The sequence below is a fragment of the Streptomyces sp. NPDC087845 genome (assembly GCF_044742755.1).
GTDB lineage: Bacteria > Actinomycetota > Actinomycetes > Streptomycetales > Streptomycetaceae > Streptomyces.
In genome coordinates this window covers 324,787-350,633 of sequence record NZ_JBIUVC010000008.1, presented here as the reverse complement: position 1 = coordinate 350,633, position 25,847 = coordinate 324,787, and the positions used below count along the sequence as shown (strand labels likewise).

Below are 25,847 nucleotides of genomic sequence, written 5' to 3'. Positions count from 1 at the left end.
GACAAGGAGCGATTCCCCATGACTTCGAGCGCTGACACACCCGCGGCGTACCCGTCCGCGGCCGCCAAGTCCCAGGCCGCCGCGGCGGCCCCGGAGACGACCTGGTTCACCACCGACCGGTTCGGCATGTTCGTCCACTGGGGGCTGTACTCCCTCGCCGCACGGCACGAGTGGGTCAAGAACCGGGAGAAGCTGACCGACGAGCAGTACCAGGTCTACTTCGACCACTTCGACCCCGACCGCTACGACCCGGTCCAGTGGGCCAGGACGGCCAGGGCGGCGGGCATGCGGTACGTCGTCCTGACCACCAAGCACCACGACGGCTTCTGCCTGTGGGACAGCGCCCTCACCGACTACAAGGTCACCAACACCCCGTACGGCCGCGACCTCGTCGGGCCCTTCGTCGAGGCGTGCCGCGCCGAAGGGCTCAAGGTCGGCCTCTACTACTCCCTCATCGACTGGCACCACCCGTCCTTCCCCGTGGACGGCACCCATCCCCAGCGCGACGACGAGGAGTTCAAGGCCGCGGCCGCCGACCGCGACATCCGCGACTACCAGCGCTATCTGCACGGCCAGGTCCGCGAACTGCTCACCTCCTTCGGACGCGTCGACTACCTGTTCTTCGACTTCTCGTACGCGGGCCGCAGCTGGTGGGGCGGCAAGGGCCCGGACGACTGGGATTCCCCCAAGCTGCTGGAGACGGTCCGCGAACTCCAGCCGCACGTCCTCGTCAACGACCGGACCGGCCTTCCCGGCGACTTCATCACCCCCGAGCAGTACCAGCCCTCCGGTCCCATGACCAAGGACGGGCTGCCCGTGCTGTGGGAGGCGTGCCAGACGCTCAACGGGAGCTGGGGCTACGACCGCGACAACCTGGACCACAAGAGCGCCGACCTGCTGATCCGCATGCTCGTCGACGGGGTGTCCAAGGGCGGCAACCTGCTGCTCAACGTCGGCCCGACCGGCCGCGGCGACCTCGAACCGCGCGCCGTCGCCGTCCTCGGGGAGATCGGCCGGTGGATGGACCTGCACGAGCGGTCGGTCCGCGGCTGCGGCCCGTCGCCGTACACCGCGCCCGCCGAATGCCGGTACACCCAGCGCGGCGACCGGCTCTACGTCCACCTGCTCGCCTGGCCGCTGCGCCATCTGCATCTGCCGGGACTCGCCGGCCGGGTGCGCTACGCCCAGTTGCTGAACGACGCCTCGGAGATCGTCCAGGTCCACATCGATCCGGACCGGCCCGCGCAGAACACCGAAATGGGCGGGCAGCCCGCCGGAACGCTCACGCTCGAAATCCCCGTCCAGCGCCCCGACACCCCCGTGCCCGTCATCGAGCTCTTCCTGGACACTCCGGCCGACCGGGCCGACGGCTGAGACGGGCCAGGCCCCCTCGATCCACCACCACACTCACGGAGGCATCATGCAACGCCGCACGTTCCTCATGGGCACCGCGGCAGGGGCGGCGCTGGCCGTCGCCCCCACCGGCGGTCTGCTGACCGCGAGCGCGAAGACGGCCCCGGCCGCCGTCGGTTCGCTGGACGAGCTCCAGGCCGCGATCGACCGGGCCCGACCGGGTGACCGCATCGTCGTGGCCGACGGCAGATACACCGTCCCCTCGGACCGGCCCCTTACCATCCGGAACAAGCAGGGCACCGAGCGCGCGCCCATCACCGTCGTCGCCCGGTCCCGTGGCGGCGTCGTCCTCGACGGCGAGCTGAGCTTCGTCCTCGACGCGTCCAGCCACATCACCCTCAGCGGTTTCTCCTTCCGCCAGAGCAGCACCCTGGACATCCCCCCGAACTGCTCGCACATCAGGCTGACCCGCAACGACTTCCAGCTCGCCGACATCGAGGGCGTGCACTGGGTGATGGTGCGTGCGGACGACAGCGAGGTCGATCACAACCACTTCCACGGCAAGAGCACGCTCGGCATCTACCTCGGCATCGAGGGTGCGGGCACGGAGGAGATGGCCCAGCGCGTCCACGTGCACCGCAACTATTTCTCCGACCACAGTTTCGCCGGGTCCAACGGCGGCGAGCCGATCCGGCTCGGCGTCAGCCCCCGGGCGCTGTCCAGCGCCCATGCGGTCGTGGAGTACAACCTGTTCGAGCGCGCCAACGGCGACCCGGAGGCCATTTCCGTCAAGAGCTCGGACAACACCATCCGGTACAACACCATCCGCGACAGCTTCGGCGGGATCGTCCTGCGGCACGGCAACCGCAACCGCGTGGAGGGCAACCACCTCATCGCCGGCACGGAGGGCGTGCGGATCTACGGCAACGACCATGTGATCGTCAACAACCACCTCGCCGGTCTGTCCGGGCGGGCCATGGTGATCGGCAGCGGTTCGGAACGCGACCACCTGCCCGGCGAGACACCCGAAGCGCGCCGCGGCAACGACGCGCCCGACCGGGTCCTCATCGCGTACAACACCCTGGTGAACAACAACGGCACACTCTCCGGCGAGAGCCAGCGGCCCCACGAGCCGCGCGATGTGACCGTCGCGGACAACCTGTTCGTCGGTGACTCGGGCGAGCTGGTCGCGATGGCGAACACCGTACGGTTCACCTGGTCCGGCAACATCCTGTGGGGCGCCGCCGCCGACGGCAACATCCCGGCCGGCGGCTACACCCGTATCGACCCGAAGCTGGTGATCGGCCCGGACGGCGTCGCCCGGCTGGCGGCGGACAGTCCGGCGATCGACGCGGGCACGCTCAGGCGGCCGCCCGTCACCCACGACATCGACGGCCAGCCGCGCGGGCGGGCCCGGGACGTGGGCGCGGACGAGTACGCGAACAGGCCACCCCGGCGCCGGCCGCTGAACCCTGCCGACGTCGGCCCCTACGCTCGCTGAGCACGCCCACGAGAGGGACAGCCGGACGGGTTCACCCCCCGGCTGTCCCCACCACGGGCCACCGGTACGTCCAGCCGCGGGGGCTGCACGGATCCGGCCCGGTACGTCCTTGTCGCAACAGGAGGCCATCATGCAACGACGCACGTTCCTCAGGAGCACCGCGGTGGCAGCGCTTGCCGCCGTGCCCCTCACCACCACGCTGTCGGGCAGCGCCTCGGCGGCCGACACACCGGTCGGTTCCCTGGCCGAACTCCAAAGCGCGATCAACGCTGCCGCACCCGGTGACCGGATCGTTCTGGCCGACGGTACCTATACCGTTCCCTCGGGAGGCGCGATCAACGTCTCCGGCAAGAACGGCACCGGCGCGGCACCGATCACCATCGTCTCGAAGACCCGCGGCGGTGCCGTGCTGCGCGGCGAACGCAGCTTTGTCTTCAACAATTCGAGCAACATCACCGTCAGCGGCTTCGCCTTCCGGCAGAGCGCCACGATGGAGATCCCGGCGAACTGCTCGACGATCCGGCTGACCCGCAACGACTTCCAGTTCGCGGACATCGACGGCCTCTACTGGGTCGTCGTGCGGGCGAACGACTCGAAGATCGACCGGAACCATTTCCACGACAAGACCACCGCCGGCATCTTCATCGTCGTCGACGGCCCCGGCTCGACCGACATGGCCCAGAACCTCCACATCTTCAGGAACCACTTCTCCGACCACAGCTTCACCGGTGCCAACGGCGGTGAGCCGATCCGGCTCGGCGTCAGCGGCCGGGCGCTGTCCAGCGCCCACGCGGTCGTGGAGTACAACCTCTTCGAGCGCTGCGACGGCGATCCCGAGGCCATCTCGGTGAAGTCCTCCGACAACACGATCCGTTACAACACCATCCGCAACAGCCGCGGTGGGATCGTGCTGCGCCACGGCAACCACTCCACGGTGGAGGGCAATTACCTGATCGGCGGCACCGACGGGGTGCGCATGTACGGCAACGACCACCTGATCGTCAACAACTACCTCAACGGACTGTCGGGCCGGGCCATGGTGGTCGGCAGCGGCACCACCCGCGACCACAACTCCGGTGAGACGCCGGACGAAAGGCGGGGCAACGACGCGTGCGACCGCGCGGTGATCGTGCACAACACCCTGCTCGGCAACTCCAGCACGCTCTCGGGCGAGACCCGGGAGTACGAGCCACGGGACGCCGTCATCGCCGACAACCTGTTCGTCGGTGACTCCGGCAGCCTCGTCGCGATGGGGACGACCACCGGCTTCACCTGGCAGAGCAACATGGTGTGGGGTGCGGCGTCCAACGGCAACATCCCTTCCGGCGGTTGCACCCGGGCCGACCCCCGGCTCAGCCAGGGATCCGACGGGGTGTCGCGACTGTCGGCGGGAAGCCCGGCGATCGGCGCGGCCACGCTGGGCAGCCCGGCCGTGGACGACGACATCGACGGCGACTCGCGCGGCAGCACGCGCGACATCGGCGCTGACGAGTACTCGACGCTGCCCGCCCTCCGCCACCCGCTCACGACCGCGGACGTGGGGCCGAACGCAGCGTGAGCGGCCACCGGTGAGACGGTCCGCCCGACCGCTCCGGGCGGACTGCCCGGCCGTCCCTCCGCGCGGACTGTCCGTCCTCCAGGAGGGGCGCCGGGGCCTCCTGCCGGGCCCCCGCCGGCCGGAGGCCCGCCCGCGGCCGGCCGGCTGTCGCCGAACGGGCCCGAGAAGGGCCGCATACGGGCCGCCGCGAGGCGGCCGAAGGAAAGGGATGTCGTGACCGTGAGGAGAAGGGACGCCATGCGGCGTACCGCGTTCCGAACCGCTCGCCGACCGGGCCGGGTGGCACCGTGACGAGGCTGGGTCTGTGCTCCGTCACCTTCCGGCGGCTGCCCGCCGCCGAGGTCGCACGCCGCGCCGCGGACGCGGGCCTGGAAGTGATCGAGTGGGGAGCGGACGTGCACGCGCCTCCCGAGGAGCCCGGCACGGTCCGAGCGGCCCGTGAGGCTTCCGACAGGTACGGGCTCGCCTGCTGCTCGTACGGCTCGTACTTCCGTGCCACCCCGGACGATTCGGCCGAATTCCCGGCGGTCGCCCGTGCCGCGGTCCTCCTCGGTGCGCCGCGGGTGCGGGTCTGGGCGGGCGGCACCGGATCGCGGGATGCCACGCCGCACGAGCGGCGCGGGACCGCGACCCGCCTGCGGGAGGCGGCCCGGATCGCCGCGGACCACGGGTTGGAGCTCGCACTGGAGTTCCATTCGAAGACTCTCACCGACTCCGTCGCCTCGACCCTCCGGCTGCTGGACGAAGTGGGCGCCGACAACCTCCGCACCTACTGGCAGCCGCCGCTCGACACCCCCGACGAGGAGGCGCTGGCAGGGCTTGCCGAGCTCGGCGACCGGGTTGCCGCGGTGCACGTCTTCTCATGGTGGCCGGGCAACCGCCGACTGCCGCTGGCAGACCGTGAGGACCTGTGGGCCGGGGTCTTCGACCTGCTGAACCGGCGCCGCGCCCGGCTCGACGCGCTCGTGGAGTTCGTGCCCGGCGACGATCCGGCGGTGCTGGCGCGCGAGGCCGCGACGCTGCGCCGCGCGGCGGCTCACCGGCCGGGCCCCCCGGCGTAGCCGACCGCTCGGAGCGGGTCCGACGGGAGCACCGCGTGACGGCCACCGCGCGGAGGCTGCCACGATCAACCAGGTGCGCGCTCGCCCGAACCCGCGAGGTACCGACGTCTTTCAGCGGGGGCGGACGGCATGCGCGCCCCCGGTTCCCACCCGACCCAGAACGGTAGACATGCACATCAAAGAAGAAGACACACTCCTGTTCATCGGTGACTCCATCACCGACGCGGGCCGCGACCGCACGGATCCCGCGTCGCTCGGCAGCGGATACGTCCACGAGATCGCGCGGACGCTGCGCGGCCGGACGGGCACCGGAGCCGGTCCTGCCGTCATCAACAAGGGTCTCAACGGCAATCGCGTGTACGACCTCGAATCCCGCTGGACCACCGATGTCATCGACCACCGGCCCACCGTGGTCACGGTCAAGATCGGCATCAACGACACCTGGCGGCGCTACGATTGCGGACTCATCAGCCCGGTCGACGAGTTCGAGGCATGCCTCGACCGCCTCCTCGCGGATACCGCGCGGACCCTGGCCGCACGGCTGGTCGTCATCACCCCCTTCCTCCTCCCGGTCACCCCCGGCCAGGAGGACTGGTACGAGGACCTGTCGCCCCGTACCGACGCCGTCCTTCGCGCCGCGCTGGCCAACGGAGCCCAGGTGGTCCGCGCGGACCTCACCCTGCTCCGTGCCGCAGAGGAGAAGGGGGCGGCCGAACTGGCCCCGGACGGGGTCCATCCGAGTCCCTACGGGCACAGACTGATCGCCGACGCCTGGCTCGCCGCGATCGACTCCGGCACCTCGGGCCTGCGACCGTAGGCCGGTTGGAGAGGCGGCCGGTCCGCGCGGCGGGCGCCCCGGACCGTCGCGGTCCGCGACCGGGCCGCAACGTGTGCGGGGGAGCGGGCCACCGCCTCCTCACCGTCTCCGGGCAAAGGCTGTTGGCCGGCGCTCGCCGCGCCGGGACGGTGCGCGTGTCCAGCGGCGGGGAAGGCCGCCCGTCCGCTTCCGCGGACAACGCACTGCGCGAACGCGGCGCCGCCGCACGGGAGTTGCCCGGCCGCATCGTCAGCGGTCGGGCCGTCGGAGCGCGGGCCGACGACCCCCGTTGTGTCCGAATTGCAGCGTGTGTCCACTGAACCGGGGCGATGCGCCCGGGGCGGGCCGCGGTGGAGTGTGCGTCCTGGCTCCTCGCGTGCCGGGGGCATCGCACCGTCCCCGGCCGGCATGATGCGTTAAACCCTGAAGGGCCGCACTGCCTCCGCGGCCAGCCTCGGCCTCGGCCCTGCGCAGGCTCCGTGCTTGGTGCGTGAACCGTCAGGAACCCGCTCAGGCGGTGAGTTTGACCAACGCGACGCCGCTGTACGCCGGCACCCCGCCACGGGTGACGACCGCGCGGACCGTCACCCATCCGGCAGCACCGCCGTCGTTCGGTGCGAGCCACACGCTGCCGTCGCCGGCCGGCGCATCGAGATCCGCGGCGAACCGGTGGTGGGCGCCGCGGGGGGAGCGGCGCAGGTTGTGGGTTCGCACGGCCCGTCCGTAGGGTGACCCGATGGGCTTTTTCGACAAACTGACCGGCACCAAACGCGCCAGCAGCGGTGTCGCACCGCGTTCCGCCGAGGAAGTCCGGGCGGCTCTGCTCGGGATCAACGGCCCGGACGTGCCGTACGTTGTGCGCAACGGCACTTCTTCCGAGGGCGCCGACCTGGTGGCGGAGTGGCGGGTCCGGGAGCCTGCCTGGCGCACCTTCTTCGTCCGTACCCAGCTGAGCCGGACCCTCAAGACCCGGATGCGCCTGGTCCCGGCGAATCACGAGGTCCGTGCCCTCGACGAGCAGTGGGAGGTCACGTGGGTCGGTGACACGCCCAGGCTGGCACGGTCGCGCGAGTACGCCCGCGGGCAGGTGACCACCGTCTCCCGGCAGTGGAAGGTCGAACGCGGGGCCGACGGCCGCCTGCACAGGACGGAGGTGTTCCGCTGCGACCCCGCGGAGATGAAGACACCCCTGCAGGACGCGGTCCTCGGCGCGGGATGGACCTGGCGCGCAGTGGTGTTCAAGCTGTGACCGGCCTGCGAGTCCTGACGCGGGCGAAGGACTCCTCAGCGGCCGGGCGCTGCCCGATGGGCTTCGGGGCCGGATGAGGATCGCGGCGGGACGGAGTGCGGCCCGGCTGGGGGCACCGGCGTGCCCGGTGCCCCCAACCGGCCGCTGCCGCAGCCGCAGTTCCGGATCCGCGCGCACGAGGGGGACCGGCGTTTCGCCCTCGCCTCCGCAGCACAACACGGCACAGCGCAGCGGACGGTGGACGGGCCGTCGCCGGGGCGGGGGACGGCTTCCGGGGCGGAGCCGCCCCGTCGACGTGCCTCAGGGCTGTCCCGTAATCCCTGGCGGGCGTGCGACGACGGCTACGGCGCCTCGCCGCGTTGTCGGAACGCCCGAATACATCCAGTATTCGGGTGTCCCTCCGCCTTGCGATGCACCGCATCTGACGCCGCACGCCGATCCACCAGGGATTACGGGACAGCCCTTCGGTGGCGGGCAGATCGGTCCGACCAGGTGTGGGTCAACGGCTCACGCAGACCTCATTCCCCTACGCGCGGGTCCACCGGTGTGAAGACGCCGAGCCTGGCCTCGATTGCCTGGGCCGCGGCCAGGCACAGATCCTCCCGGAACGCGCGTCCGACGATCTGCACTCCGGACGGCAGCCCGTCGACCACTCCGGTCGGTACGGCCACGCCGGGCACGCCCACGAAGCTGGTCACGGTGCACAGACGCATCGCCGAGCCGACCCGGTCCCGCCCGGCTCTGTCCCGCGACTCCAGCCCCGGCTCGACGGGTGGCTCGGTGAAGACCGGGCCGAGCAGCAGCGGGTACTCGTCGAGGAATTCGGCCCAGGAGCGGCGGATGTTCATCCAGGTGCCCATCAGTTTCATGAACTCGTCGGCGCTCGCGGGCGGGGTCTGCTCCATCGACATCGCGATAAAGCGGTCCCCGCCCTCTCCGAGCAGCTTCCGCACCACCGGCCAGGTCGTGGCGAACTCGGTCACGGTGATCCGGCCGTACGCATCGAGTGCCTCGTCCAGCCTCGGCACGTCCTCTGCCTCCCGCACGTCGTACCCCGCGTCACGCAGGGCCCCGGCCGCGGTTTCGACAGCCGCGCGAATCGTGGGGTGAACGCCGTGCCCGCCCGGGTCCGGCACGACCGCGACCTTCACCGGGCCGGGAAGCGGTTCACCGTACGCGGGCACCGGTACGGCCCGCGGGTCACGTGGATCGACCCCTGCCAACACCTCGTACGCCAACCGCAGGTCGCCCACACTCCGTGCCAGCGGACCGTCGGTCACCAGCATCTGCGACGCGGGCCCGGGGTCGTCCGGGCCGAGGACGCGGTGATCCGCGGGGAAGCGTCCGCTGGTCGGCTTCAGCCCGGCCACGCCGCAGAACTGGGCCGGGACGCGCACCGATCCACCGGAGTCGTTGCCGAGTCCGAGCGCTGCCATGCCCGTGGCGACGGCCACCCCGTCGCCCCCGCTGGTGCCGCCCGGGGTCCGGCTGCGGTCCCACGGGTTGACGGTGTCCCCGAACAGCTCGCTCCGCGTGTGCATCCCCGCAAGGATCAGGGTCGGTAGGTTGCTGTGCCCGATCGGGATCGCCCCGGCCGCGCGCAGCCGTGCCACCGGGGGCGCGTCGGCCGGGGCCACCAGATCGCGGAAGCGCGGCGTACCGAACGTGGTCGGCACGCCTTCGACGGCGGTGCTCTCCTTTACCGTGAACGGAACGCCCGCCAGCGGCCCCAACGCCTCACCGGCGGCCCGCCGGCGGTCCGTCCGTGCCGCGGCGGCGCGTGCGCGCTCCGCCAGGAGTTGCGTGATCGCGTTCACTTGCGGATTGACCTCGGCAATGCGCTCCAGGTGGCTGTCGACCAGTTCGGCCGCCGAGACCTCGGCATTGCGCACCGCCTCCGCCTGCGCGGCGGCAGACATCTTCCACAGGGCATCCTGCATGCGCTCGTATCCCTTTCCATCCGTGTTCCACGTACCGATGCACTTGCATCGGTACTGTAACCCGGGATCCGATACGCGCGCATCGAATAAAGTGCTCTACGAAAGAACACCGCGAAACCAGGGAGGCGACCGGGTATGCCCAGGCAGGTCGATCACACGGACCGGCGTTGCCGGATTGCGGAGGCCGTCTGCCGCCTCGCCGACGAACGCGGACTGGAGGGCGTGACCCTCCGCGACGTCGCCGCCTGTGCACAGGTGTCGATGGGCGCTGTGCAGCGGTGCTTCCGGACCAAGGAGGAGATGCTCGTTTTCGCTCTCGGGCACATCGGTGAGCGAATTGGCGAGCGGGTACGGGCTCGCCTCGTCAGGAGTCCGGCACAGTCGGCCGGCACCGCCCTGGGCCACGCCGTCACCGAGCTCTCGCTGCTCCGGGAAGAGCACCGTGCCGAGGCAAGGGTCTGGCTCGCGTTCATCGCGCAGGCGGCTGTCAGTGAGCCGCTCGCCGGGATGCTGAGGGCGAACTACGCCTCCCTGCAGGAGGCGTTCACCCGTCTCATCACGGAAGCCGGTGACGGCTCCGACCGCGCGGCTTCCCTCGATCCGCAGCGTGAGGCCCGCACTCTGCTCGCCCTCGCGGACGGCCTCACCGCGCACGTCCTCATCGGGCATCTCACCCGGCAGGAGGCGCAGGACGTCCTCCATGCGCACCTGGCCGGCCTCTGGGGGCAACCGGTTCCGCTTCCTCGCGCCGACTGAGCGCCCCGGGCCGTCCGGGCGCACTCCGGCGTACCGTCCGTCGTCCGGATCGGCTTCGGCCACGCCACGAAACAGCTCGCCCATGGCATCGAGGTGTGACTGGCCGGCCGGTGGGCGTGCCGGGGGATCTCCTCCGTGCCGGACAGCGTCACCTTCCGGGCCCGCGGCGCCGGCATTCGGACGCGTGACGAGAACGGCAGGACCGTTACCCCGGCCACGCTCGACTGCTGCCGGGCGTCGCAGAGGGGCGTCGCACAGCGGCGTGCCCGCGTCGCGTCGGTCACCAGGGTGTTCGGGAACGATTTTCGGACGCCGGTCGATACCCGGCTCGGCCCCGATGCGGCGGCCACGGAACGGGGGTGTCCGTTCCGTTCGACGGAGCAGGAGCAACTGTCCGTGCCAGTGGGCCGATTGCCGTCGCACGGCCGTCCAGCCACCCGGCCCGGTCCGCGGATTAAATGACATGCGAACGGCCTCCGGCGCTGTCAGGCTGCGCCGGTGAACCGTGAACAGATCTCCGGCCTTGCCCATGTGGACCACCCGATCAGGTCCCCACTGGACGACGCATCGGTACGGCAACTACTGGAACGCGGCCTGCCGCGTGGCGACGAACGGGTACTGGACCTGGGGTGCGGTGGTGGGGAATGGCTTCTGCGTGCCCTCGCCGCGTACCCGAACCTGCTCGCCGAGGGCGTCGACCTCTCCGAGGACGCCCTGGGGCAGGCCCGGGAGGCGGCGAGCCGCCGCGGCGTCCAGGACCGGCTTGTGCTGCACCATCAGGAGGCCGCGGAATTCCGTTCCCCACACCTGTTCGACGTGGTGATCAGCGTCGGGGCCACCCATGCCTTCGGCGGACTGCTGCCCACCCTCGCGGCGGCGCGCGAGCACCTGGCCCCGGGCGGACGCGTTCTGATCGGCGAAGGCTTCTGGGAGCGTCCGCCGTCGCCGGAGGCCGTCGAGATGCTCGGGGACTTCACCGACCTGGCCGCCACCGTGGACCGCGTCGTCGCCGACGGATGGACTCCGGTCCACGGGCATGTCAGCACGCGACGCGAGCTGGACGACTACGAGTGGGCCTGCTGGGGGTCGCTCGCCTCCTGGGCTCTGGACCACCCCGAGGACCCGGACAGCGCCCACGTGCTCGATACGGCCACCATCCGCCGCACGGAATGGCTGCGCGTCTACCGGGACACCTGGGGCTTCGTCGGTCTGGTCCTGCGCCGGACCTCCGACTGACCCCGGACGAGCCCCGTACGGGACCCGGGGCCGCCCGGACGGCGGACCGCGGAAAAAGTCCGGACGGCCGACCGCGGAGGGAGTGACGAGCCCCGGACCCGCTCGGACGGAGTGGGGGCACGTCCGGGCCGGAGTACTTTCGGCCTCATGGCGTGCATTCCCGACGAGTTGGCCGAACATCGCGTAGACCAATTAGGTGACTGAGGCATCTAGTGGAGGGAGATCGGTAGAACCCCCTCCATTCTGTTTGCGAGGCCCGGCATGGCAGACACCGAGACCGTCTCCTTTCCGCAGGACCGTACCTGCCCCTACCACCCTCCGACGGAGTACCGGCCCCAGAACGACGGCCAACCCCCGCTGTCTCCCGTGTCTCCCGCCAGACTCTTCGACGGCCGCCGGGTCTGGCTGGTGACCGGGCACGCCGAGGCGCGTGCGCTGCTGGTCGACCGGCGGTTGTCGTCCGCTCGGGAGAACCCCGAGTTCCCGGTGATCGCCGAGCGGCTGGCGTTGAGCGCCAGGCGGCGGGTCGGACTGATCGGCACCGACGATCCCGAGCACAACGCGCAGCGGCGGATGCTGATCCCCAGTTTCTCCGTGAAGCGGATCGCCGCACTGCGGCCGAGGATCCAGCAGACCGTGGACCGGCTGCTGGACACCATGATCGAACAGGGGCCGCCCACCGATCTGGTGAGCGCCTTCGCGCTCCCGGTTCCCTCCATGGTGATCTGTGCGCTCCTCGGCGTTCCGTACGCCGACCACGACTTCTTCGAGTCCCAGTCGCGCAAGTTGCTGCGCGGCCCCCGGGCCGCCGATGTCGAAGAAGCGCGCAACGCGCTCGACGAGTACTTCCGGGTGCTGATCGAGCGCAAACGGTCCGACCCGGGCGAGGGGCTGCTCGACGAGCTCATCGCCCAGCAGCTCGAATCCGGGGCCGTGGACCGTGACGAACTGGTCCAGCTGTCCGAGATCCTCCTCATCGCCGGCCACGAGACGACCGCGAACATGATCTCGCTCGGGACGTTCGCCCTCCTTCAACACCCGGACCAGCTGGACCGGTTGCGCGGCTCCGAGGAGCTGATGCCCACCGCGGTCGAGGAGTTGCTGCGCTACCTGTCGATCGTCGACAGCCTGGCACGGCTGGCGACGGAGGACATCGAGGTGGGCGGGGTGACCATCCGAGCGGGTGAGGGCGTCGTGCTGTCCACCTCGGTGATCAACCGGGACGAGGCCGCGTACCCGACGCCGGACGAGCTGGACCTCGGCCGGCGGTCGCGCCACCACGTGGCCTTCGGCTTCGGCATCCATCAGTGCCTCGGCCAGAACCTCGCGCGGGCCGAGATCGAGATCGCGCTGCGCACCCTCTTCGACCGGCTGCCGGGGCTGCGGCTGGCGGCACCGGCCGAAGAGATCCCGTTCAAGCCCGGCGACACGCTCCAGGGCATGCTCGAACTGCCCGTGGCGTGGTGACCGGAACCCTCCAGGAAAGGATGCCGCGTTGATGCGGATCAGTATCGACAGGGATGTGTGCATCGGGGCCGGCCAGTGCGTGCTGACCGCCCCCGAGGTCTTCACCCAGGACGACGACGGCTTCAGCGAACTGCTGCCGGGCCACGAGGAGGGCGCCACTGACACGATGGTCAAGGAGGCCGTCCGGGTCTGCCCGGTGCAGGCGATCACGCTGGCATAGCGGCTCTCGGGTCGCACCACCCCTGCAGTTCGGCGTCGACTGTGCGCCGGGCCGGAACGTCCGGCCCGGCGCACAGGCCCGGCCCGGCAGGAACTTCCCGCCCGGAGACAATGGCACCCCGCCCGGTGACAACGGCGCCCCGGCCCGGCGGACGAGGCGTCCTCCGGGGTGGACACGGCGGCGGCTCCGTCTCACACCTTTCCGTACGGGCCCGAAGGAACAAGCCTCTCCGTCCTCGACCCGGTATACGTGGGAACGGCGCGGGGCGGTCGCACGGGCCGGTGCGGTGCGAGAGGCACCCTGTGAACGCCGGTGCGGGCTACTCGAACCGTGCGGTGTCGCCCGCCCCGCGGCGCACGATCTCCGGATCGCCGCCGGAGAAGTCGATGACCGTGGTCGGCTCGGTGCCGCAGTCGCCCGAGTCGACCACGGCATCCACCACATGGTCGAGCCGTTCCTTGATCTCCCAGCCCTGGGTCAGCGGCTCGTCCTCGTCGGGCAGGAGCAAGGTGCTGGAGAGCAGCGGCTCACCGAGGTCGGCGAGCAGAGCCTGAGCGACGACATGGTCGGGGATCCGCACGCCGACCGTTTTCTTCTTCGGGTGCAGCAGCTGACGCGGCACCTCCTTCGTCGCCGGGAGGATGAAGGTGTAGCTGCCGGGCGTCGCTGCCTTGATCGCGCGGAACACATCGTTGTCGATGTGCACGAACTGACCCAGCTGCGCGAAGTTCTGGCACACAAGGGTGAAGTGGTGACGGTCGTCCAGGTTCCGGATCGACCGGATCCGGTTGATGCCGTCACGGCTGCCCAGCTGGCACCCCAGCGCGTAACAGGAGTCGGTCGGGTACGCGACGAGCGCGCCGGACCGGATGCTGTCGGCCACGGTGTGGATGGTGCGCTGCTGAGGGTTTTCGGGGTGCACGTCGAAATACTTCGCCATCCGCCGAGTCTAAGGGCTGTCCCGTAGTCCCTGGTGGATCGGCGTGCGGCGTCGGATGCGGTGCATCGCAAGGCGGAGGGACGCCCGAATGCTGGATGCATTCGGGCGTTCCGGCAACGCGGCGAGGTGCCGTAGCCGTCGTCGCACGCCCGCCAGGGACTACGGGACAGCCCTTAGGCGATCAACGACATCGCACCCGGAGCGGCGGGGACCGGTCCGGCCGCGGCTCACTCCTTGACCGCGCCCGCGTTGGCGTCGCTCACGAAGTAGCGCTGGAAGCAGAAGAACAGCGCGGCCACCGGAATGGTGGACAGCAGAGCCGCCGCGAGCTTCAGCGGATACTGCGTTCCGCCGCCCAGTCCGCCCGAGACGAAGCGGGCCAGGCCCGTGGTGAGGGTCTCGTACCGGCCGGACTGCGTGCTGACGAGGAAGTGCGTGAACTCGTTCCACGACCCCTGGAACGAGAGGACCGTCAGCGTGATCAACGCCGGTCTGGCCATCGGCAGGACGACGGACCAGAAGATCCGGAACACTCCCGCCCCGTCGACCCGCGCGGCCTCCTCGACCTCGCGGGGCACCGACTCGAAGAACTGCTTCATGATGAAGATGCCCGCCGCGTCCACCAGCAACGGGAGGATCATGCCGGTGTACGTGTCGAAGAGCCCGAAGGTGTTCAGCACCAGGAACTTCGGGATGAGCAGGGCCACACCGGGCACCGCCATCACCGCGAGCACAAAGCCGAACAGCACCGAGCGGCCCCGGAAGCGCAGCCGCGCCAGCGCGTATCCGGCCATGGAGTCGAACAGCACCCGGCCCGCCGTCACCAGCACCGCCACCAGCGCCGAATTGCCCAGCCAGCGGAGGAAGGGCACCCCGTCGGCGGCCTGGCTCAGGCCGAGCAGCCGCTGGTATGCGGCCGTGGTCGGCGCGGTGGGCAGCAGGGCCAGCGGATGCGCGGCGGCGTCCGGATCCGTCTTGAAGCCCGTCACTAACTGGAGGACGAACGGGAGCAGATAGAGCAGCCCCAGCCCCAGCAACGCGGCATACCCCAGCAGCCGCCACGGCAGGCGGAAACGGCTCAGGACGGGACGTCCCCGGTCGTGCGGGGCGCGACGGCCCGTGGAACGCCGAGCCCGTTCGCGTACGGCCGTGCCAGTGGCGGTCATCGGTTCCTCCCGGTGCGTACGTCACGCTCCCGCAGCGCCCAGCGCTGGAACGAGGTCAGGACGAGGATCAGGGCGAGCAGGATGAAGGCGATCGCCGCGCCCTGCCCGAAGTCCGCGTTGTCGAAGCCCGCGGAGTACGACAGGAAGGCGGGCGTGAGCGTCGTGTTGCCCGGAGCGCCCTGGCCCATCACATACACCTGGTCGAAGACCTGCCAGGTGGAGATCAGCCCGAGCGTCAGTACCAGGAACAGCACGGGACGCAGCGCGGGCAGCGTCACATGCCACAGCATCTGGCGGCGGTCGACCCCTTCCATGGCTGCCGACTCCTCCAGCTCCCGCGGGATGTTCTGAAGCGCCGCGAGGAAGATCAGCATGAAACTGCCGGAGGTGGTCCACACGGCGAGGAGGATGAGCGTGCACATCGCGACCGAGGGACCCGAGAGCCACTCGAACCACGACAGCCCCAGCGTGGAGTGTTCGGCCAGCAACCCGGTGGGCCGATCGGGATCGACGATTCCCAGCCCGCCCAGGACCAGGGAGAGCACCCCGCGGGGATCGGCGAACCAGTTCGGTCCCTTGACCCCGATCCAGGACAGCAGGGAGTTGACGGCTCCGCTGCCCTGGAAGAGGAAGAGGAAGACCGTGGAGACGGCGATGGAGCTGGTGACCGACGGGAAGAAGAACGTCGTACGGAGCGCGCCGCGCCCCCGCAGGAGTCTCTGGTTGACGATCAGGGCCAGACCCAGTGCCAGCCCGGTCTGGAGGGGAACGGTCAGCAGGACGTAGTAGGCGTTGTTGCGCAGGGACGTCGCGAAGAGCGTGCGGTCGAGGCCGTCCTGCGTCAGGAGCGCCCGGTAGTTGTCCAGGCCGACGAAATCGGCCTGGCCGGAGAACGGATTGGACTGCCCGTCCCAGTGCAGCAGGCTCACCCACAGCGCCATCAGGATGGGAAGCACCATGAACAGGCCGAGGACGAGCACCATGGGGCTGACGAACAGCCAGCCCCAGGCGCCCTCCCCGCGAAGGCCCGCGCGCCGGGCGCGGGCCTTCGCGGGCGTGCCGGTTTCGCCGGGTGCGCTGTCAGGTGCGCCGGGCGAGCCGGTCGATCGGGTTCCGCTCGCGCGGATCGTGCGGATGGGCATGGGGGCTCAGTTGCCCTTCGCGATCGCCTGTTCGCCGTTGCGCTGAAGGTCGGCGAGGATCTTCTTCGGGTCGGCGGTGCGCAGTGACTGCAGATCGGTGTTGAACTGGCTCAGGACCTTGTCGAAGCCGGCGATCGTCACCGGGCCCTGCGCATAGGTGCTGCCGTCCACCCAGGCCTTGGCGGCCGGCACCTTCTCGGCGTACGTCTTGAGCGCGCTCGTCCGCGACGGCATGACACCGAAAGCGTCGGCGAAGGCGAGCTGCTGCTTGGCAGACGTCAAGTACTTCACGAGGTCGACGCCCGCCTCGCGGTGCGCGCTGTCGGCGGCGACGCCCCAGCAGTTGCTGAAGGCGAGGGTGCCCTTCCCGGCCGGTCCTTCGGGCAGTGGTGCGACGGCGTACTTCACATCGGGGTAGTCGAGCTTCATGCCGCCCTCGAGCCAGTTGCCCTCGATGGTCATGGCGGCCTTGCCCTTGCCGAGCGCCTCACCGCCCCAGCTGGTGTCCACCTGCTTGGCGAACTTCATCGAGCCGGACTTGAGCAGGGACTGGACGAAGCCGAGCCCCTTGGCGTTCTCCGGGGTGCCGGCGGTCATCTTCTTCTGGTCCGGGTCGGTGAGCCAGCCGCCCGCCTGCTTCATGAAGACGCCGAGCCGCTGGTACTCGTCGCTGGTGACCAGACCGGTGACGCCGTTGCGGGTGAGCTTGTCCGCGACGGTCCTCAGCTCCTCCCAGCTCTTGGGGTAGTCCTTCTCCGTCAGCCCGGCCTTCTTCCACAGGTCGGTGTTGATGGCGAGAGCGAGGGTCGAGGTGTCCTTCGGCAGGCAGACCAGCTTCCCGTCGTACGAGAACGAGGTGCGCAGCTGCGCGGAGAAGTCGCCGGCGTCGGATATCCGGTCCCCGTACGGGTAGAGCGAGCCGCCCTTCGCGTAGTTCGCGAACTGGTCGGAGTTGACGTAGAAGACGTCCGGCGGCTTGTGCCCGGCGAAGGACTGGGCAAGCTGCTGGTTCATGTCCTTGGCGATCTCGACCGAGACCGAGTTGCCCGACTTCTTCGCGTACGCGGCGGCGGCGGCCTTGACCGCCCGGGTCTCGGCGTCCCCCGAGGTGGCGATCAGTACCGTCAGTTTCTGCTTGGCGGCCTTGTCCTGCTCCGGCTCCTTGTCGCTGCCGAAGCTGGACGAGCAGCCGGTGGCGGCCAGGAGCGCCGCGCAGGTGGCGAGGGCTGCGACGGCCGTACGGGTTGCCATGAATTCCTCCAGGGGGATAGGACTTGCGGCTCGGTTGCCCGGAAGGGGCGTGGGGTGAATCGCCGGCCCGCGGACGGGCCGGCGGCCCGTGAACGGGCGTGGGGGTGGTTCGGGGGCCCTACGCGGATGTGCTGTCGCGCACGACGAGGGACGGTTCGAGCAGGACGCGCTCGGGTGGGGCGCCGGGTCCCGACATACGGGCCAGCAGAAGCCGGACGCACTCGCGGCCGACGGCCTCCAGCGGCTGGGCGACGGTGGACAGTCCGGGGGACAGGAGCGCCGCCGTGGGGGAGTCGTCGAAGCCGACGACCGCGATGTCCGCGCCCGGCACGGCTCGTCGCTCCCGCAGGGCCTGGTAGCAGCCGAGCGCGAGCATGTCGCTCGCGGCGATCACGGCCGTGGCACCTCCGTCGAGCAACGGACCGGCAGCGGCCTGCGCCGAGGCGATGTCGTCGACGCTCCGCGCCCGCCTGCCGCGCACCGGAAGGCCGTGCCGCCCCATGGCGCGCTGCCATCCCGTTGCGCGGTCGTCGCCGACCCCGGAGCCGCGCGGCCAGCCGAGGAACGCGATCCTGCGATGCCCCAGACCCACCAGATGCTCGACCGCGGCGTCCGTGCCCGAGGCGCCGTCGACATCCACCCAGTCGCCGATCTGCCGGCCGGACCACATCCGGCCGAAGCCCACGAACGGCACACCGCGCTTCTCCAGCCAGGCCTGGCGCTGGTCGCCGCGTTCGGTGCCGCTCAGCACGAAACCGTCCACGTTGTGCAGGTCGAGGAGCTCCTCGTACCCGTCGAGGCCGGCGCTGCCCGGAGGTGAGGCGAAGAGCAGGATCCGGTAGCCGGCCTCGTCGGCGGTCTGGGACAGGGCGTGCAGAAACCGGTCCATGACCGGTGCCGAGGTGCCGGGGGCGGTGGGCCGGATGCCGTACCCGATGAGCTTGCTGGAGCGGGTGCGCAGGGTCTGCGCCGCTCGGTGCGGGCGGTAGCCCAGCTCGTCGATGGTGCGCAGGACCCGGTCCAGGGTCTCCGGACGCAGCAGTTCGGGCGAATTGAGTGCGTTCGACACCGTCTGCGGAGAGACTCCGGCCCGCCGTGCGACCGTGGCCAGGGTTACCGAAGCGGCCTTGGGCGCGGGGCTGTTGGGGGAGCGGGGCATGAGCGTCTCCGGAACCGGTTGTGCGAACGGGTGAGTTCATTGGAGCGTTCCAAAAGCGTTGTCAACGCCCTGAGGTCGTCGTTAGGGTTCTTGGAACGCTCCAATGCCTGAGAGGTTCTGCTCTTTTGGACACCACTGTCAAGACCCACGACATAACAAACTCCGAGACGGGGGCCGGTCCGTCGGTCGAAGGCCTCCAGCCGTTCCTGCACGACGCATGTGTGACGCTGTACGCCCCGAGCTTCGCCATCTCGCACGCGGACGGCCAGATCGACGGCGACGCCGACGGCTTCTACCACGGCGACAGCAGGGCACTGTCCCGGCTGACCGTCGCGGCGGACGGAATCGTGCTCGCCCCGGTGCGCGGAGCCCTTGAGGGAGCGGACCGAGCGGCCTTCCGCAGTGTGCTGCGCGGGCTGGGCGAGGAGACGCCCGACCCGGCCGTCACCCTGCACCGGCGTCGCCGCGTCACACCCGGACACCTGGAGGAGACCCTCGAAGTCGGCAACGCCGGGCGCCGGCACGTCCGGGTCCGGCTGATCGTCACCGCCGGGACGGACCTCGCCCCGATCGAGCGCGTCAAGTCCGGACACGCGCGGAGCCCGGTCACCGCCACCGCCGCCGGGGGCGGACTCGACTGGTCACGGGACGGCATCGCCGTGCGCCTCACGAGCTCCCCGCAGCCCGCCGCGGTCGACCCGGCCACCGGACGGCTGGAGTACGAGGTCGAACTCGGCCCCGGCTCGTCATGGACCGCCGTACTGCACTGCGAGGCGGCACACCAGGACGGCGACCAGTTCCCCGCGCCCCCGGCCGGCAGCCTGCCCTGGAGCACGCCGCGACTGCGCAGCGCCGACCGGCGCTTCGACCACTGGCTGAGCCAGTCGGCCGCGGACCTCGACCGGCTGCGGCTGACCGACCCGGAGAACCCCGCCGACCAGTTCCTTGCCGCCGGGGCCCCCTGGTTCCTCACCCTCTTCGGCCGCGACTCCCTGTGGGCGGCCCGGATGCTGCTGCCGCTGGGCACCGGTCTCGCCGCCGGTACGCTGCGCACCCTGGCCCGCAGGCAGGGCACGAAGTCCGACCAGGACACCGAGGAGCAGCCGGGCAAGATCCTGCACGAAGTGCGCCGCGCCACCCAGAACTTCAACGAGAACTTCTCCCTGCCGCCCTGCTACTACGGCACGGTCGACGCCACGCCCCTCTGGATCACCCTGCTGCACGACTCCTGGCGCTGGGGCCTCGCACCCGACCAGGTCGAACAGCTCCTGCCGCACGCGGAGTCCGCCCTCGCCTGGATGCGCGACCACGGCGACGCGGGCGGGGACGGCTTTCTGAAGTACATCGACCACACCGGCCGGGGCCTGGCCAACCAGGGCTGGAAGGACTCGGGCGACTCCATCCGCTATCGCGACGGACGCCTCGCCACATCCCCGATCGCACTCTGCGAGGTCCAGGCGTACGCCTACGAGGCGGCGCGGGGCGGCGCGGCCCTGCTGCGCGCCTTCGGCCGGCCCGGCGCCGACCGGTGGGAGGAGTGGGCCGAACGGCTGCGTGACCGTTTCCGCAGCCACTTCTGGGTGGAGGACGAGCGGGGACCGTACCCGGCCGTGGCGCTCGACGGGGAGAAGAGGCCGGTGGACTCGGTCACTTCGGGCTTCGGACACCTGCTGGGAACGGGCCTGCTCAACCAGGAGGAGAGCGCCCTGCTGGCCGCCAGGCTCAGCGCGCCCGACCTCGACTCGGGCCATGGTCTGCGGACCCTGAGCAGCGACTCCGTGGCCTACAACCCGTACGGCTACCACATCGGCTCCATCTGGCCGCACGACACGGCCATCGCCGTGCACGGCCTGGTCAGGGCCGGTTTCCCGGAGGCGGCCGCGTCCCTGTCCGAGGGGCTGCTGACCGCGTCGGCGGCCTTCGACGCGCGGCTTCCCGAACTGTTCGCCGGTCACGGAGCGGCGACCGACGCCCGGCCCGCGCCCTATCCCGCGTCCTGCCGCCCCCAGGCATGGGCAGCGGCCTCGTCCGTCATGGTCCTCCAGTCGGTGCTGGGTCTCTCCGCCGATGTCCCCGGTGGAACGCTCACGGTCGCGCCCGGGTTCGCGGAGGCCTACCGCCCGCTGAAGGTCGAGGGGCTCGACATCGCGGGCGGACGACTGGACATCTCCGTCGACGCCGACGGAACGGCGCATGTGGAGGCGCCGAAGGGCCTGGTGGTGAGGAGGCAGCACATGACGCCCCGCTGACGCGGTCCGACGCGCCCGGTCCGAGGCACGACCCCGCGGTGCGGGGCGAGGTCCTGCCTCGGACCGGACGGCCCGCGGATCCGGTGCCGCGCTGCCACCTCGGCGCGCGCCGCCCTCGCGCACTGCTCACGCCTGCGAGCACGCCGACTCGCGTGCCCGGCGCAGGGCCTGACGGACCGACCAGACGACTGATACGAGCGGTACGGCCACCACCGCGCCCAGCACCCCCGCCGCGATGGCGCCGCCGATCACCGCGAGTGCGACCACGACCGGGTGCAGGCGGACCGCCCAGCTCATCACGATCGGGTGCAGGAGGTGTCCCTCGATCTGGCCGATCACCACGATCAGCGCGATGACGACGACCGCCACGACCGGGCCCTTCGAGGCCAGAGCCACCACGGCGGCGACCGAGAGGGCGATCGGCGAGCCGACCAGCGGAATGAAGGCGGCGAAGAATTCCAGCAGCGCCAGGGGAAGCGCCAGCGGCACTCCGAGGACGAACAGGGCCAGTCCCACGAGTACGGCGTTGGTCGCCGCCACCAGGATGATGCCGTGGGTGTACCCGGTGAACGTCCGCCACGCCGCCCGGCCTGCGATCACCACACCGGCCCGGGCCGTCTCCGGAAGCTGGTCGCAGAACCAGTCCCACTGCCGACCGCCCGAGTGGATGAAGAAGACCGAGCAGAACAACGCGAGAGCGAAGACCGTCACCAACTCCACCAGCCGGCCCAGACCACTGACGGCTGTGCTGATGAGAGCGGAGCGATGGCCGGACAGGAACTGTCCGACACGGGACTGGAGGTCGTCGAGCGTTCCCCGGTTCAGCCGGAACGGCGGCCCCTCCAACCAGTGCTCGATCCTGCCGAGTCCGTCGCTGAACTCCCGCTCCAGTCCGGCGCGCTCCCCGGCGACCGCCTCGCCGACGAGGCTCAGCACGCCGAGGACGAGGACGATGCTGCCGAGCAGTGCCATGGCGACGGCGAGCGGTCGCGGCATCCGGCGAGCCAGGAGGTCGGCGACCGGGCGCAGCACCGCGGTGACGACCAGGCCGAGGAAAACGGCTGCCGCCACCTCGTGGAACCGCCCCAGCACCGAGAAGACCGCGTACACGACGGCTCCCACGACGAGGATTCGCCAGGCGTAGGCGGCGGCCGTCCTGAGCGCGGCGTTCACGCGCGGCTCGACCCGAGGGCCGGGCGTCGCGTACCGCGCACCCGTGTTCCGGGCTGCGGGGCGGGGCACGCCGCGCAGCGCCCGGCGTGACGCGGCGCGGATCCGGTGCCGTCGTCCTCCGGACGGTACGCCGGGGTCCGTGTTGTCGGGCTGTGGATGCGATGGCCTGGGCATTCCCTGCTGGTACCAGGAGGGGCCGCGTCGTTCCGGGGCGGCACGGCGACATGCGCGGGATGTCACCCCACGGGCGGAGTCACGGGTCACTCGACGCTCCGGGACGTGCCCCCGCGGATGCGGCGCGGGACGTGCCGGAAATCCGGTGGGGGGCACGCCCGCCGGCGCCGTTTCGCCCGGCGCGGTCCGCACCGCCCTCCGGCAAGCCCCAACGGATTCGGCCGCAGGGTCGCGGACGACGCCGGAGCCGAGCACACGGGATTCCTCCGGCAGATCCCGGGGGCTTGGGCACCACACCGGACGGAAAACCGAGCCGCGGGAAGCGGTGCTCCCGATCACGCTCCCGCCCACGGCAACGGCCGGGAACACCACCGGCGCGGACCACGTCGTCGACGGCGGCACGGTCAAGACGCTCCGACGAGGAACCCTTCGACATGAACCCCCGAGAACGGATCGTCCTCGAACGCCGCGTGCGTGCAGGTGGGGCCCATGTCCTCCTGCCCGCGTGCCCTCGGGCTGCCCGACCATGCCGTCCGGTCCGGACGCGCCGTCCGAAATCCGCCGGACGAACCTGGCCGGACGCCGCAGACTCGTCCATGGATCGATAACCCCCGGAAGGAATGCCCGATGATCCTCTGCACGTCCACGGACGCCCCGCCGGGTGGACTGCCGCACGTCGGCGAGAAGTGCGCGAACCCCCTGACGATCATCCGGCCCTTCCACCGGGTGAGTGGCGCGGACGGTTCCCCGGCCGGCCGCGCCGGAGGGATGGGGCGCACGCGGCGGCCGCTGCTCCACGAAGGCGCCTCCCAAGACGGCATCCGGGGCGTCGGCCGGGCAGCCGCCCGGCCTCCCACCGACCGCGTACTGAGGAACCAGACCCGTGACCGACACCACGCCACACCCGACCGGAACCCCGACCGGAACCCCGACCGGCCGGGTCGACACCACCGACTGGACCGCACTCGCCGACGAAGTCGACGCGCACGGCAGCGCGCTGACGGGACAGCTGCTCACTCCCGACCAGTGCCGCGCGATCGCCGTTCTGTACGACGAGACCGAACGCTTCCGCGCCACCGTCGACATGGCCCGCCACCGCTTCGGCTCCGGCCAGTACCGCTATTTCACCCATGATCTGCCCGAAACGGTCCGGGAGTTGAGGGCAGCGTTCTACCCGCACCTGCTGCCGATCGCCCGCGACTGGGCCGCCCGGCTGGGGCGGCCCGCTCCGTGGCCGGACGGGCTGGAGGAGTGGCTCGGCATGTGCCACGAGGCCGGGCAGTCCAAGTCCGCCCAGATCCTGCTGCGTTACGGTACCGGAGACTGGAACGCCCTGCACCGGGACGTCTTCGGCGACATGCTCTTCCCGCTCCAGGTCGTCATCGGACTCGATACGCCGGGTACCGACTACACAGGTGGTGAGTTCCTCATGACCGAGCAGCGCCCCCGCGCCCAGTCCCGGGGAACGGCCACCACCCTCCTCCGGGGACACGGGCTGGTCTTCACCACCCGTGACCGCCCCGTGGCCTCCAGGCGCGGCTGGTCGACCGCGCCCATGCGGCACGGTGTCAGCACCGTCCGTTCCGGTCGGCGCCGCACCCTCGGCCTCGTCTTCCACGACGCCGCATGAACGGCAGCAGCGGGGCCGGACACCGGCCGTGCGCGGTGTGCCTGCCGGACACGTACGCCCCCTGGAAGGAGAAGCGGAAGCAGAGCCCGGGGGACACCCCCATGAGCCCGGCCGAAGACGCCCGGAGCCCGGTCGAAGGCGCCGCGCGCAGCGGCTCGCCCAGGCTCCGCACCCCCGTCGTCGACAACCCCGGGCCCGTTGCTCACACCGAAGCGGAACTGGCCGCGCTCATCGGACTGCTGACCGCGCCGCGCTCGCGCATCCGGTCCGTCGCCGTCGGGCACGGGCGCGACGCCGACTCCCGTACCGCCGCGCAGGCGTTCGTGCGCGCATGGGGCTCCCTGCACCGGGACGTGCTCGCCGTCGTCGACTGGCCCGAGGACGCCGCCTCGTGGCTCCGCCCCGCCCGGCGGCTGACCGCCCAGGCCCCGGACGCGTGGGTGCTGGCCGCCGCGCCGCTCGGAACGGCCCAGCTCGTCCGGCGGCTGCGCCACTCCACCGACTGGGATCCGGCCCGCACCTTCGGTTTCGCCTCGCTCTCGGCCCCGCGGCTCGTCGAACTCGCCGGTGCCGACACGGTCCACGGCCTGCGCGGCGCCTTCGCCGACGGTGGTACCTGGGACCTGCGCCGCGGTTGGACCACTCGCTACGCGCCGGTGGACGTGACGTCCGCACAGCGCTCCGGGGTGCCCGGGTAGGTTCCCGGCACGTCGGTGCGGAAGGCGGCCAGTGCGGCGCACGGCAGGGGAGCGAGGGGGCTGGTGGCGTGGGCGTCGGGGACCGTGCAGGCGCGCACATAGGCGGCCACCACGGCCTTCACCCGAGCCATCGGGCCCCGAGGGGTGTCGTCCCGGGCCCCCATCAGAGCGCACTCTTCGCGTGCCGGACGGCGGCTTCGGCCAGCCCGGTGATCAGGGGGTGGGGCCGGGTGCCGTCACCCGGCAGTTCGGGCTGGAAGAGGGTGGCCAGAAAGAAAGGATGCGCCGGGAGTTCGGCGATACGGACGCCGCCCGCATCGTCGGCGCCTTGATTCCCGGCCACCGGATCGCGGGCCGGGCACTACCGGTGCGGCACTACGGCAGCGTGGACGTATTCCTGGAGGCGTTCGGCAGGGCCCAGCAGGGTGACGTGCTGGTCATCGACAACGGCGGCCGGTCGGACGAGGCATGCATCGGTGACCTGGCGGTACTTGAGGCCGAGGCGGCGGGCGTGGCAGCCCTGGTGGTGTGGGGGCTGCACCGGGACACGCCGGAACTGGTGGAGATCGGCCTTCCCGTGTTCAGCTACGGCAACCACCCGCTCGGCCCGGTCCGGTTGGACGAGCGGGAGCCCGAGGCCCTGACCACGGCACACTTCGGCCCGCACCTGGTGAGCGGGGAGGACCTCGTCCTCGGCGACGAGGACGGCGTGCTGTTCGTCCCGGCCGAACGCGCCGAGGAAGTGCTGACGACCGCGCACGCGATCCGGCAGACCGAGCGCGAGCAGGCCCGCAGGATCAGGGCGGGTGAGACACTGCGCGACCAGACGTCCTTCGACGACTACCTGGCACGGCGCTCGGCCGATCCCTCGTACACCTTCCGGCAGCACCTGCGGCGGACCGGCGGGGCCATCGAGGAGTAGTCCGCGCCCGGCGGGTTCACCGGCGGCCGGCCCGTTCTCCGGGTGTCGTCCAGGACGTGGCGGGGGGGGGGGCCCCCCCCCCCGCCCCCCCCCCGGGCCACCCGGGGGGGGGGCGGGGGCCCCCCCCGGGGGACCAGGGGGGGGGCACCCACAACGGGGGCAGCCCGAGGGGGTCCCCCAGCGCG

General features: G+C 71.2%; 23 protein-coding genes. 14 read left to right on the top strand and 9 right to left on the bottom strand.

The genetic code is table 11. The features are described from left to right. The first annotated feature begins 18 nt into the window (after positions 1-18). The 5 genes from ACIOMQ_RS22495 to ACIOMQ_RS22475 all read left to right on the top strand — a co-directional run bounded on the left by ACIOMQ_RS22495 (position 19) and on the right by ACIOMQ_RS22475 (position 6,290). Positions 19-1,374: an alpha-L-fucosidase gene (locus ACIOMQ_RS22495; protein ID WP_402190004.1), complete on the top strand. Its 1,356-nt coding sequence runs from the start codon at positions 19-21 to the stop codon at positions 1,372-1,374. Positions 1,375-1,420: 46 nt separating this feature from the next. Further along, the gene (locus tag ACIOMQ_RS22490) at positions 1,421-2,854 is read left to right on the top strand and encodes a chondroitinase-B domain-containing protein (RefSeq protein WP_402190001.1); all 1,434 of its coding nucleotides are present in this window, start codon (positions 1,421-1,423) and stop codon (positions 2,852-2,854) included. Positions 2,855-2,984: 130 nt separating this feature from the next. Beyond that, entirely contained in the window at positions 2,985-4,412 is a 1,428-nt protein-coding gene (locus tag ACIOMQ_RS22485) for a polysaccharide lyase 6 family protein (protein ID WP_362206496.1), read from the top strand. A gap of 287 nt (positions 4,413-4,699) precedes the next feature. Beyond that, the gene (locus ACIOMQ_RS22480; RefSeq protein WP_362206495.1) at positions 4,700-5,473 is read left to right on the top strand and encodes a TIM barrel protein; all 774 of its coding nucleotides are present in this window, start codon (positions 4,700-4,702) and stop codon (positions 5,471-5,473) included. A 169-nt stretch (positions 5,474-5,642) separates the two neighbouring features. Beyond that, positions 5,643-6,290, top strand: coding sequence for an SGNH/GDSL hydrolase family protein (locus ACIOMQ_RS22475; RefSeq protein WP_401265322.1), 648 nt, complete (start codon positions 5,643-5,645; stop codon positions 6,288-6,290). 510 nt (positions 6,291-6,800) lie between these two features. On the opposite strand, the gene ACIOMQ_RS22470 is transcribed toward ACIOMQ_RS22475, so the two are convergent. After that, complete coding sequence (locus ACIOMQ_RS22470; protein WP_362206493.1) at positions 6,801-7,004, bottom strand: hypothetical protein; 204 nt, start codon at positions 7,002-7,004, stop codon at positions 6,801-6,803. A 22-nt stretch (positions 7,005-7,026) separates the two neighbouring features. Between ACIOMQ_RS22470 and ACIOMQ_RS22465 the strand changes: the two genes are divergently transcribed. After that, the gene (locus ACIOMQ_RS22465; protein ID WP_401265318.1) at positions 7,027-7,539 is read left to right on the top strand and encodes a hypothetical protein; all 513 of its coding nucleotides are present in this window, start codon (positions 7,027-7,029) and stop codon (positions 7,537-7,539) included. 518 nt (positions 7,540-8,057) lie between these two features. Here ACIOMQ_RS22465 and ACIOMQ_RS22460 read toward each other — a convergent pair. Further along, entirely contained in the window at positions 8,058-9,479 is a 1,422-nt protein-coding gene (locus tag ACIOMQ_RS22460; RefSeq protein WP_362206491.1) for an amidase, read from the bottom strand. 135 nt (positions 9,480-9,614) lie between these two features. On the opposite strand from ACIOMQ_RS22460, the gene ACIOMQ_RS22455 reads away from it, so the two are divergent. From ACIOMQ_RS22455 to ACIOMQ_RS22440, 4 genes are all read left to right on the top strand, one after another. Further along, entirely contained in the window at positions 9,615-10,235 is a 621-nt protein-coding gene (locus tag ACIOMQ_RS22455) for a TetR/AcrR family transcriptional regulator (protein WP_402189997.1), read from the top strand. Positions 10,236-10,733: 498 nt separating this feature from the next. Beyond that, the gene (locus tag ACIOMQ_RS22450) at positions 10,734-11,471 is read left to right on the top strand and encodes an SAM-dependent methyltransferase (RefSeq protein ID WP_402189994.1); all 738 of its coding nucleotides are present in this window, start codon (positions 10,734-10,736) and stop codon (positions 11,469-11,471) included. Between the two features lie 261 nt (positions 11,472-11,732). Then, positions 11,733-12,938 (top strand): cytochrome P450, encoded by a 1,206-nt coding sequence (locus ACIOMQ_RS22445; protein ID WP_362206488.1) that lies wholly within the window; start codon positions 11,733-11,735, stop codon positions 12,936-12,938. Positions 12,939-12,969: 31 nt separating this feature from the next. Then, a complete protein-coding gene (locus ACIOMQ_RS22440) occupies positions 12,970-13,158 on the top strand; it encodes a ferredoxin (RefSeq protein WP_362206487.1) in 189 nt (62 codons plus the stop codon). 319 nt (positions 13,159-13,477) lie between these two features. Here the strand turns inward: ACIOMQ_RS22440 and ACIOMQ_RS22435 are convergent, their stop codons facing one another. The 5 genes from ACIOMQ_RS22435 to ACIOMQ_RS22415 all read right to left on the bottom strand — a co-directional run bounded on the left by ACIOMQ_RS22435 (position 13,478) and on the right by ACIOMQ_RS22415 (position 18,816). After that, positions 13,478-14,098: an L-threonylcarbamoyladenylate synthase gene (locus ACIOMQ_RS22435; protein WP_362206486.1), complete on the bottom strand. Its 621-nt coding sequence runs from the start codon at positions 14,096-14,098 to the stop codon at positions 13,478-13,480. Positions 14,099-14,325: 227 nt separating this feature from the next. After that, the gene (locus ACIOMQ_RS22430; RefSeq protein ID WP_402189991.1) at positions 14,326-15,264 is read right to left on the bottom strand and encodes a carbohydrate ABC transporter permease; all 939 of its coding nucleotides are present in this window, start codon (positions 15,262-15,264) and stop codon (positions 14,326-14,328) included. Then, entirely contained in the window at positions 15,261-16,406 is a 1,146-nt protein-coding gene (locus ACIOMQ_RS22425; RefSeq protein ID WP_362206484.1) for a sugar ABC transporter permease, read from the bottom strand. Before ACIOMQ_RS22425 ends, ACIOMQ_RS22430 begins: the two co-directional genes overlap by 4 nt. 6 nt (positions 16,407-16,412) lie before the next feature. Beyond that, positions 16,413-17,657 carry an extracellular solute-binding protein gene (locus tag ACIOMQ_RS22420; RefSeq protein ID WP_362206483.1) on the bottom strand — a complete coding sequence of 415 codons (1,245 nt, stop codon included), beginning with the start codon at positions 17,655-17,657 and terminating at the stop codon, positions 16,413-16,415. A gap of 118 nt (positions 17,658-17,775) precedes the next feature. Continuing rightward, entirely contained in the window at positions 17,776-18,816 is a 1,041-nt protein-coding gene (locus ACIOMQ_RS22415; protein WP_362206482.1) for a LacI family DNA-binding transcriptional regulator, read from the bottom strand. Positions 18,817-18,941: 125 nt separating this feature from the next. Between ACIOMQ_RS22415 and ACIOMQ_RS22410 the strand changes: the two genes are divergently transcribed. After that, entirely contained in the window at positions 18,942-21,065 is a 2,124-nt protein-coding gene (locus tag ACIOMQ_RS22410; RefSeq protein ID WP_362206481.1) for a glycogen debranching N-terminal domain-containing protein, read from the top strand. Between the two features lie 126 nt (positions 21,066-21,191). On the opposite strand, the gene ACIOMQ_RS22405 is transcribed toward ACIOMQ_RS22410, so the two are convergent. After that, complete coding sequence (locus ACIOMQ_RS22405) at positions 21,192-22,307, bottom strand: AI-2E family transporter (protein WP_402189989.1); 1,116 nt, start codon at positions 22,305-22,307, stop codon at positions 21,192-21,194. A gap of 988 nt (positions 22,308-23,295) precedes the next feature. On the opposite strand from ACIOMQ_RS22405, the gene ACIOMQ_RS22400 reads away from it, so the two are divergent. Continuing rightward, a complete protein-coding gene (locus ACIOMQ_RS22400) occupies positions 23,296-24,042 on the top strand; it encodes a 2OG-Fe(II) oxygenase (protein WP_402189986.1) in 747 nt (248 codons plus the stop codon). Continuing rightward, positions 24,039-24,740: a hypothetical protein gene (locus ACIOMQ_RS22395; RefSeq protein WP_402189984.1), complete on the top strand. Its 702-nt coding sequence runs from the start codon at positions 24,039-24,041 to the stop codon at positions 24,738-24,740. Before ACIOMQ_RS22400 ends, ACIOMQ_RS22395 begins: the two co-directional genes overlap by 4 nt. Here ACIOMQ_RS22395 and ACIOMQ_RS22390 read toward each other — a convergent pair. Beyond that, complete coding sequence (locus ACIOMQ_RS22390; protein ID WP_402189982.1) at positions 24,689-24,904, bottom strand: hypothetical protein; 216 nt, start codon at positions 24,902-24,904, stop codon at positions 24,689-24,691. The two genes, ACIOMQ_RS22395 and ACIOMQ_RS22390, sit on opposite strands and share 52 nt — an antisense overlap. 116 nt (positions 24,905-25,020) lie before the next feature. Here ACIOMQ_RS22390 and ACIOMQ_RS22385 point away from each other — a divergent pair, with 116 nt between their 5' ends. Next, positions 25,021-25,662, top strand: coding sequence for an RraA family protein (locus tag ACIOMQ_RS22385; RefSeq protein WP_401265298.1), 642 nt, complete (start codon positions 25,021-25,023; stop codon positions 25,660-25,662). Positions 25,663-25,847: the final 185 nt, after the last annotated feature.

Coding starts and splice junctions, on each gene's coding strand:
- ACIOMQ_RS22495 (WP_402190004.1), top strand. CDS start 19: ATGACTTCGAGCGCTGACACACCCGCGGCGTACCCGTCCGCGGCCGCC.
- ACIOMQ_RS22490 (WP_402190001.1), top strand. CDS start 1,421: ATGCAACGCCGCACGTTCCTCATGGGCACCGCGGCAGGGGCGGCGCTG.
- ACIOMQ_RS22485 (WP_362206496.1), top strand. CDS start 2,985: ATGCAACGACGCACGTTCCTCAGGAGCACCGCGGTGGCAGCGCTTGCC.
- ACIOMQ_RS22475 (WP_401265322.1), top strand. CDS start 5,643: ATGCACATCAAAGAAGAAGACACACTCCTGTTCATCGGTGACTCCATC.
- ACIOMQ_RS22465 (WP_401265318.1), top strand. CDS start 7,027: ATGGGCTTTTTCGACAAACTGACCGGCACCAAACGCGCCAGCAGCGGT.
- ACIOMQ_RS22460 (WP_362206491.1), bottom strand. CDS start 9,479: ATGCAGGATGCCCTGTGGAAGATGTCTGCCGCCGCGCAGGCGGAGGCG.
- ACIOMQ_RS22455 (WP_402189997.1), top strand. CDS start 9,615: ATGCCCAGGCAGGTCGATCACACGGACCGGCGTTGCCGGATTGCGGAG.
- ACIOMQ_RS22445 (WP_362206488.1), top strand. CDS start 11,733: ATGGCAGACACCGAGACCGTCTCCTTTCCGCAGGACCGTACCTGCCCC.
- ACIOMQ_RS22440 (WP_362206487.1), top strand. CDS start 12,970: ATGCGGATCAGTATCGACAGGGATGTGTGCATCGGGGCCGGCCAGTGC.
- ACIOMQ_RS22435 (WP_362206486.1), bottom strand. CDS start 14,098: ATGGCGAAGTATTTCGACGTGCACCCCGAAAACCCTCAGCAGCGCACC.
- ACIOMQ_RS22430 (WP_402189991.1), bottom strand. CDS start 15,264: ATGACCGCCACTGGCACGGCCGTACGCGAACGGGCTCGGCGTTCCACG.
- ACIOMQ_RS22425 (WP_362206484.1), bottom strand. CDS start 16,406: ATGCCCATCCGCACGATCCGCGCGAGCGGAACCCGATCGACCGGCTCG.
- ACIOMQ_RS22420 (WP_362206483.1), bottom strand. CDS start 17,657: ATGGCAACCCGTACGGCCGTCGCAGCCCTCGCCACCTGCGCGGCGCTC.
- ACIOMQ_RS22415 (WP_362206482.1), bottom strand. CDS start 18,816: ATGCCCCGCTCCCCCAACAGCCCCGCGCCCAAGGCCGCTTCGGTAACC.
- ACIOMQ_RS22395 (WP_402189984.1), top strand. CDS start 24,039: ATGAACGGCAGCAGCGGGGCCGGACACCGGCCGTGCGCGGTGTGCCTG.
- ACIOMQ_RS22390 (WP_402189982.1), bottom strand. CDS start 24,904: ATGGGGGCCCGGGACGACACCCCTCGGGGCCCGATGGCTCGGGTGAAG.
- ACIOMQ_RS22385 (WP_401265298.1), top strand. CDS start 25,021: ATGCGCCGGGAGTTCGGCGATACGGACGCCGCCCGCATCGTCGGCGCC.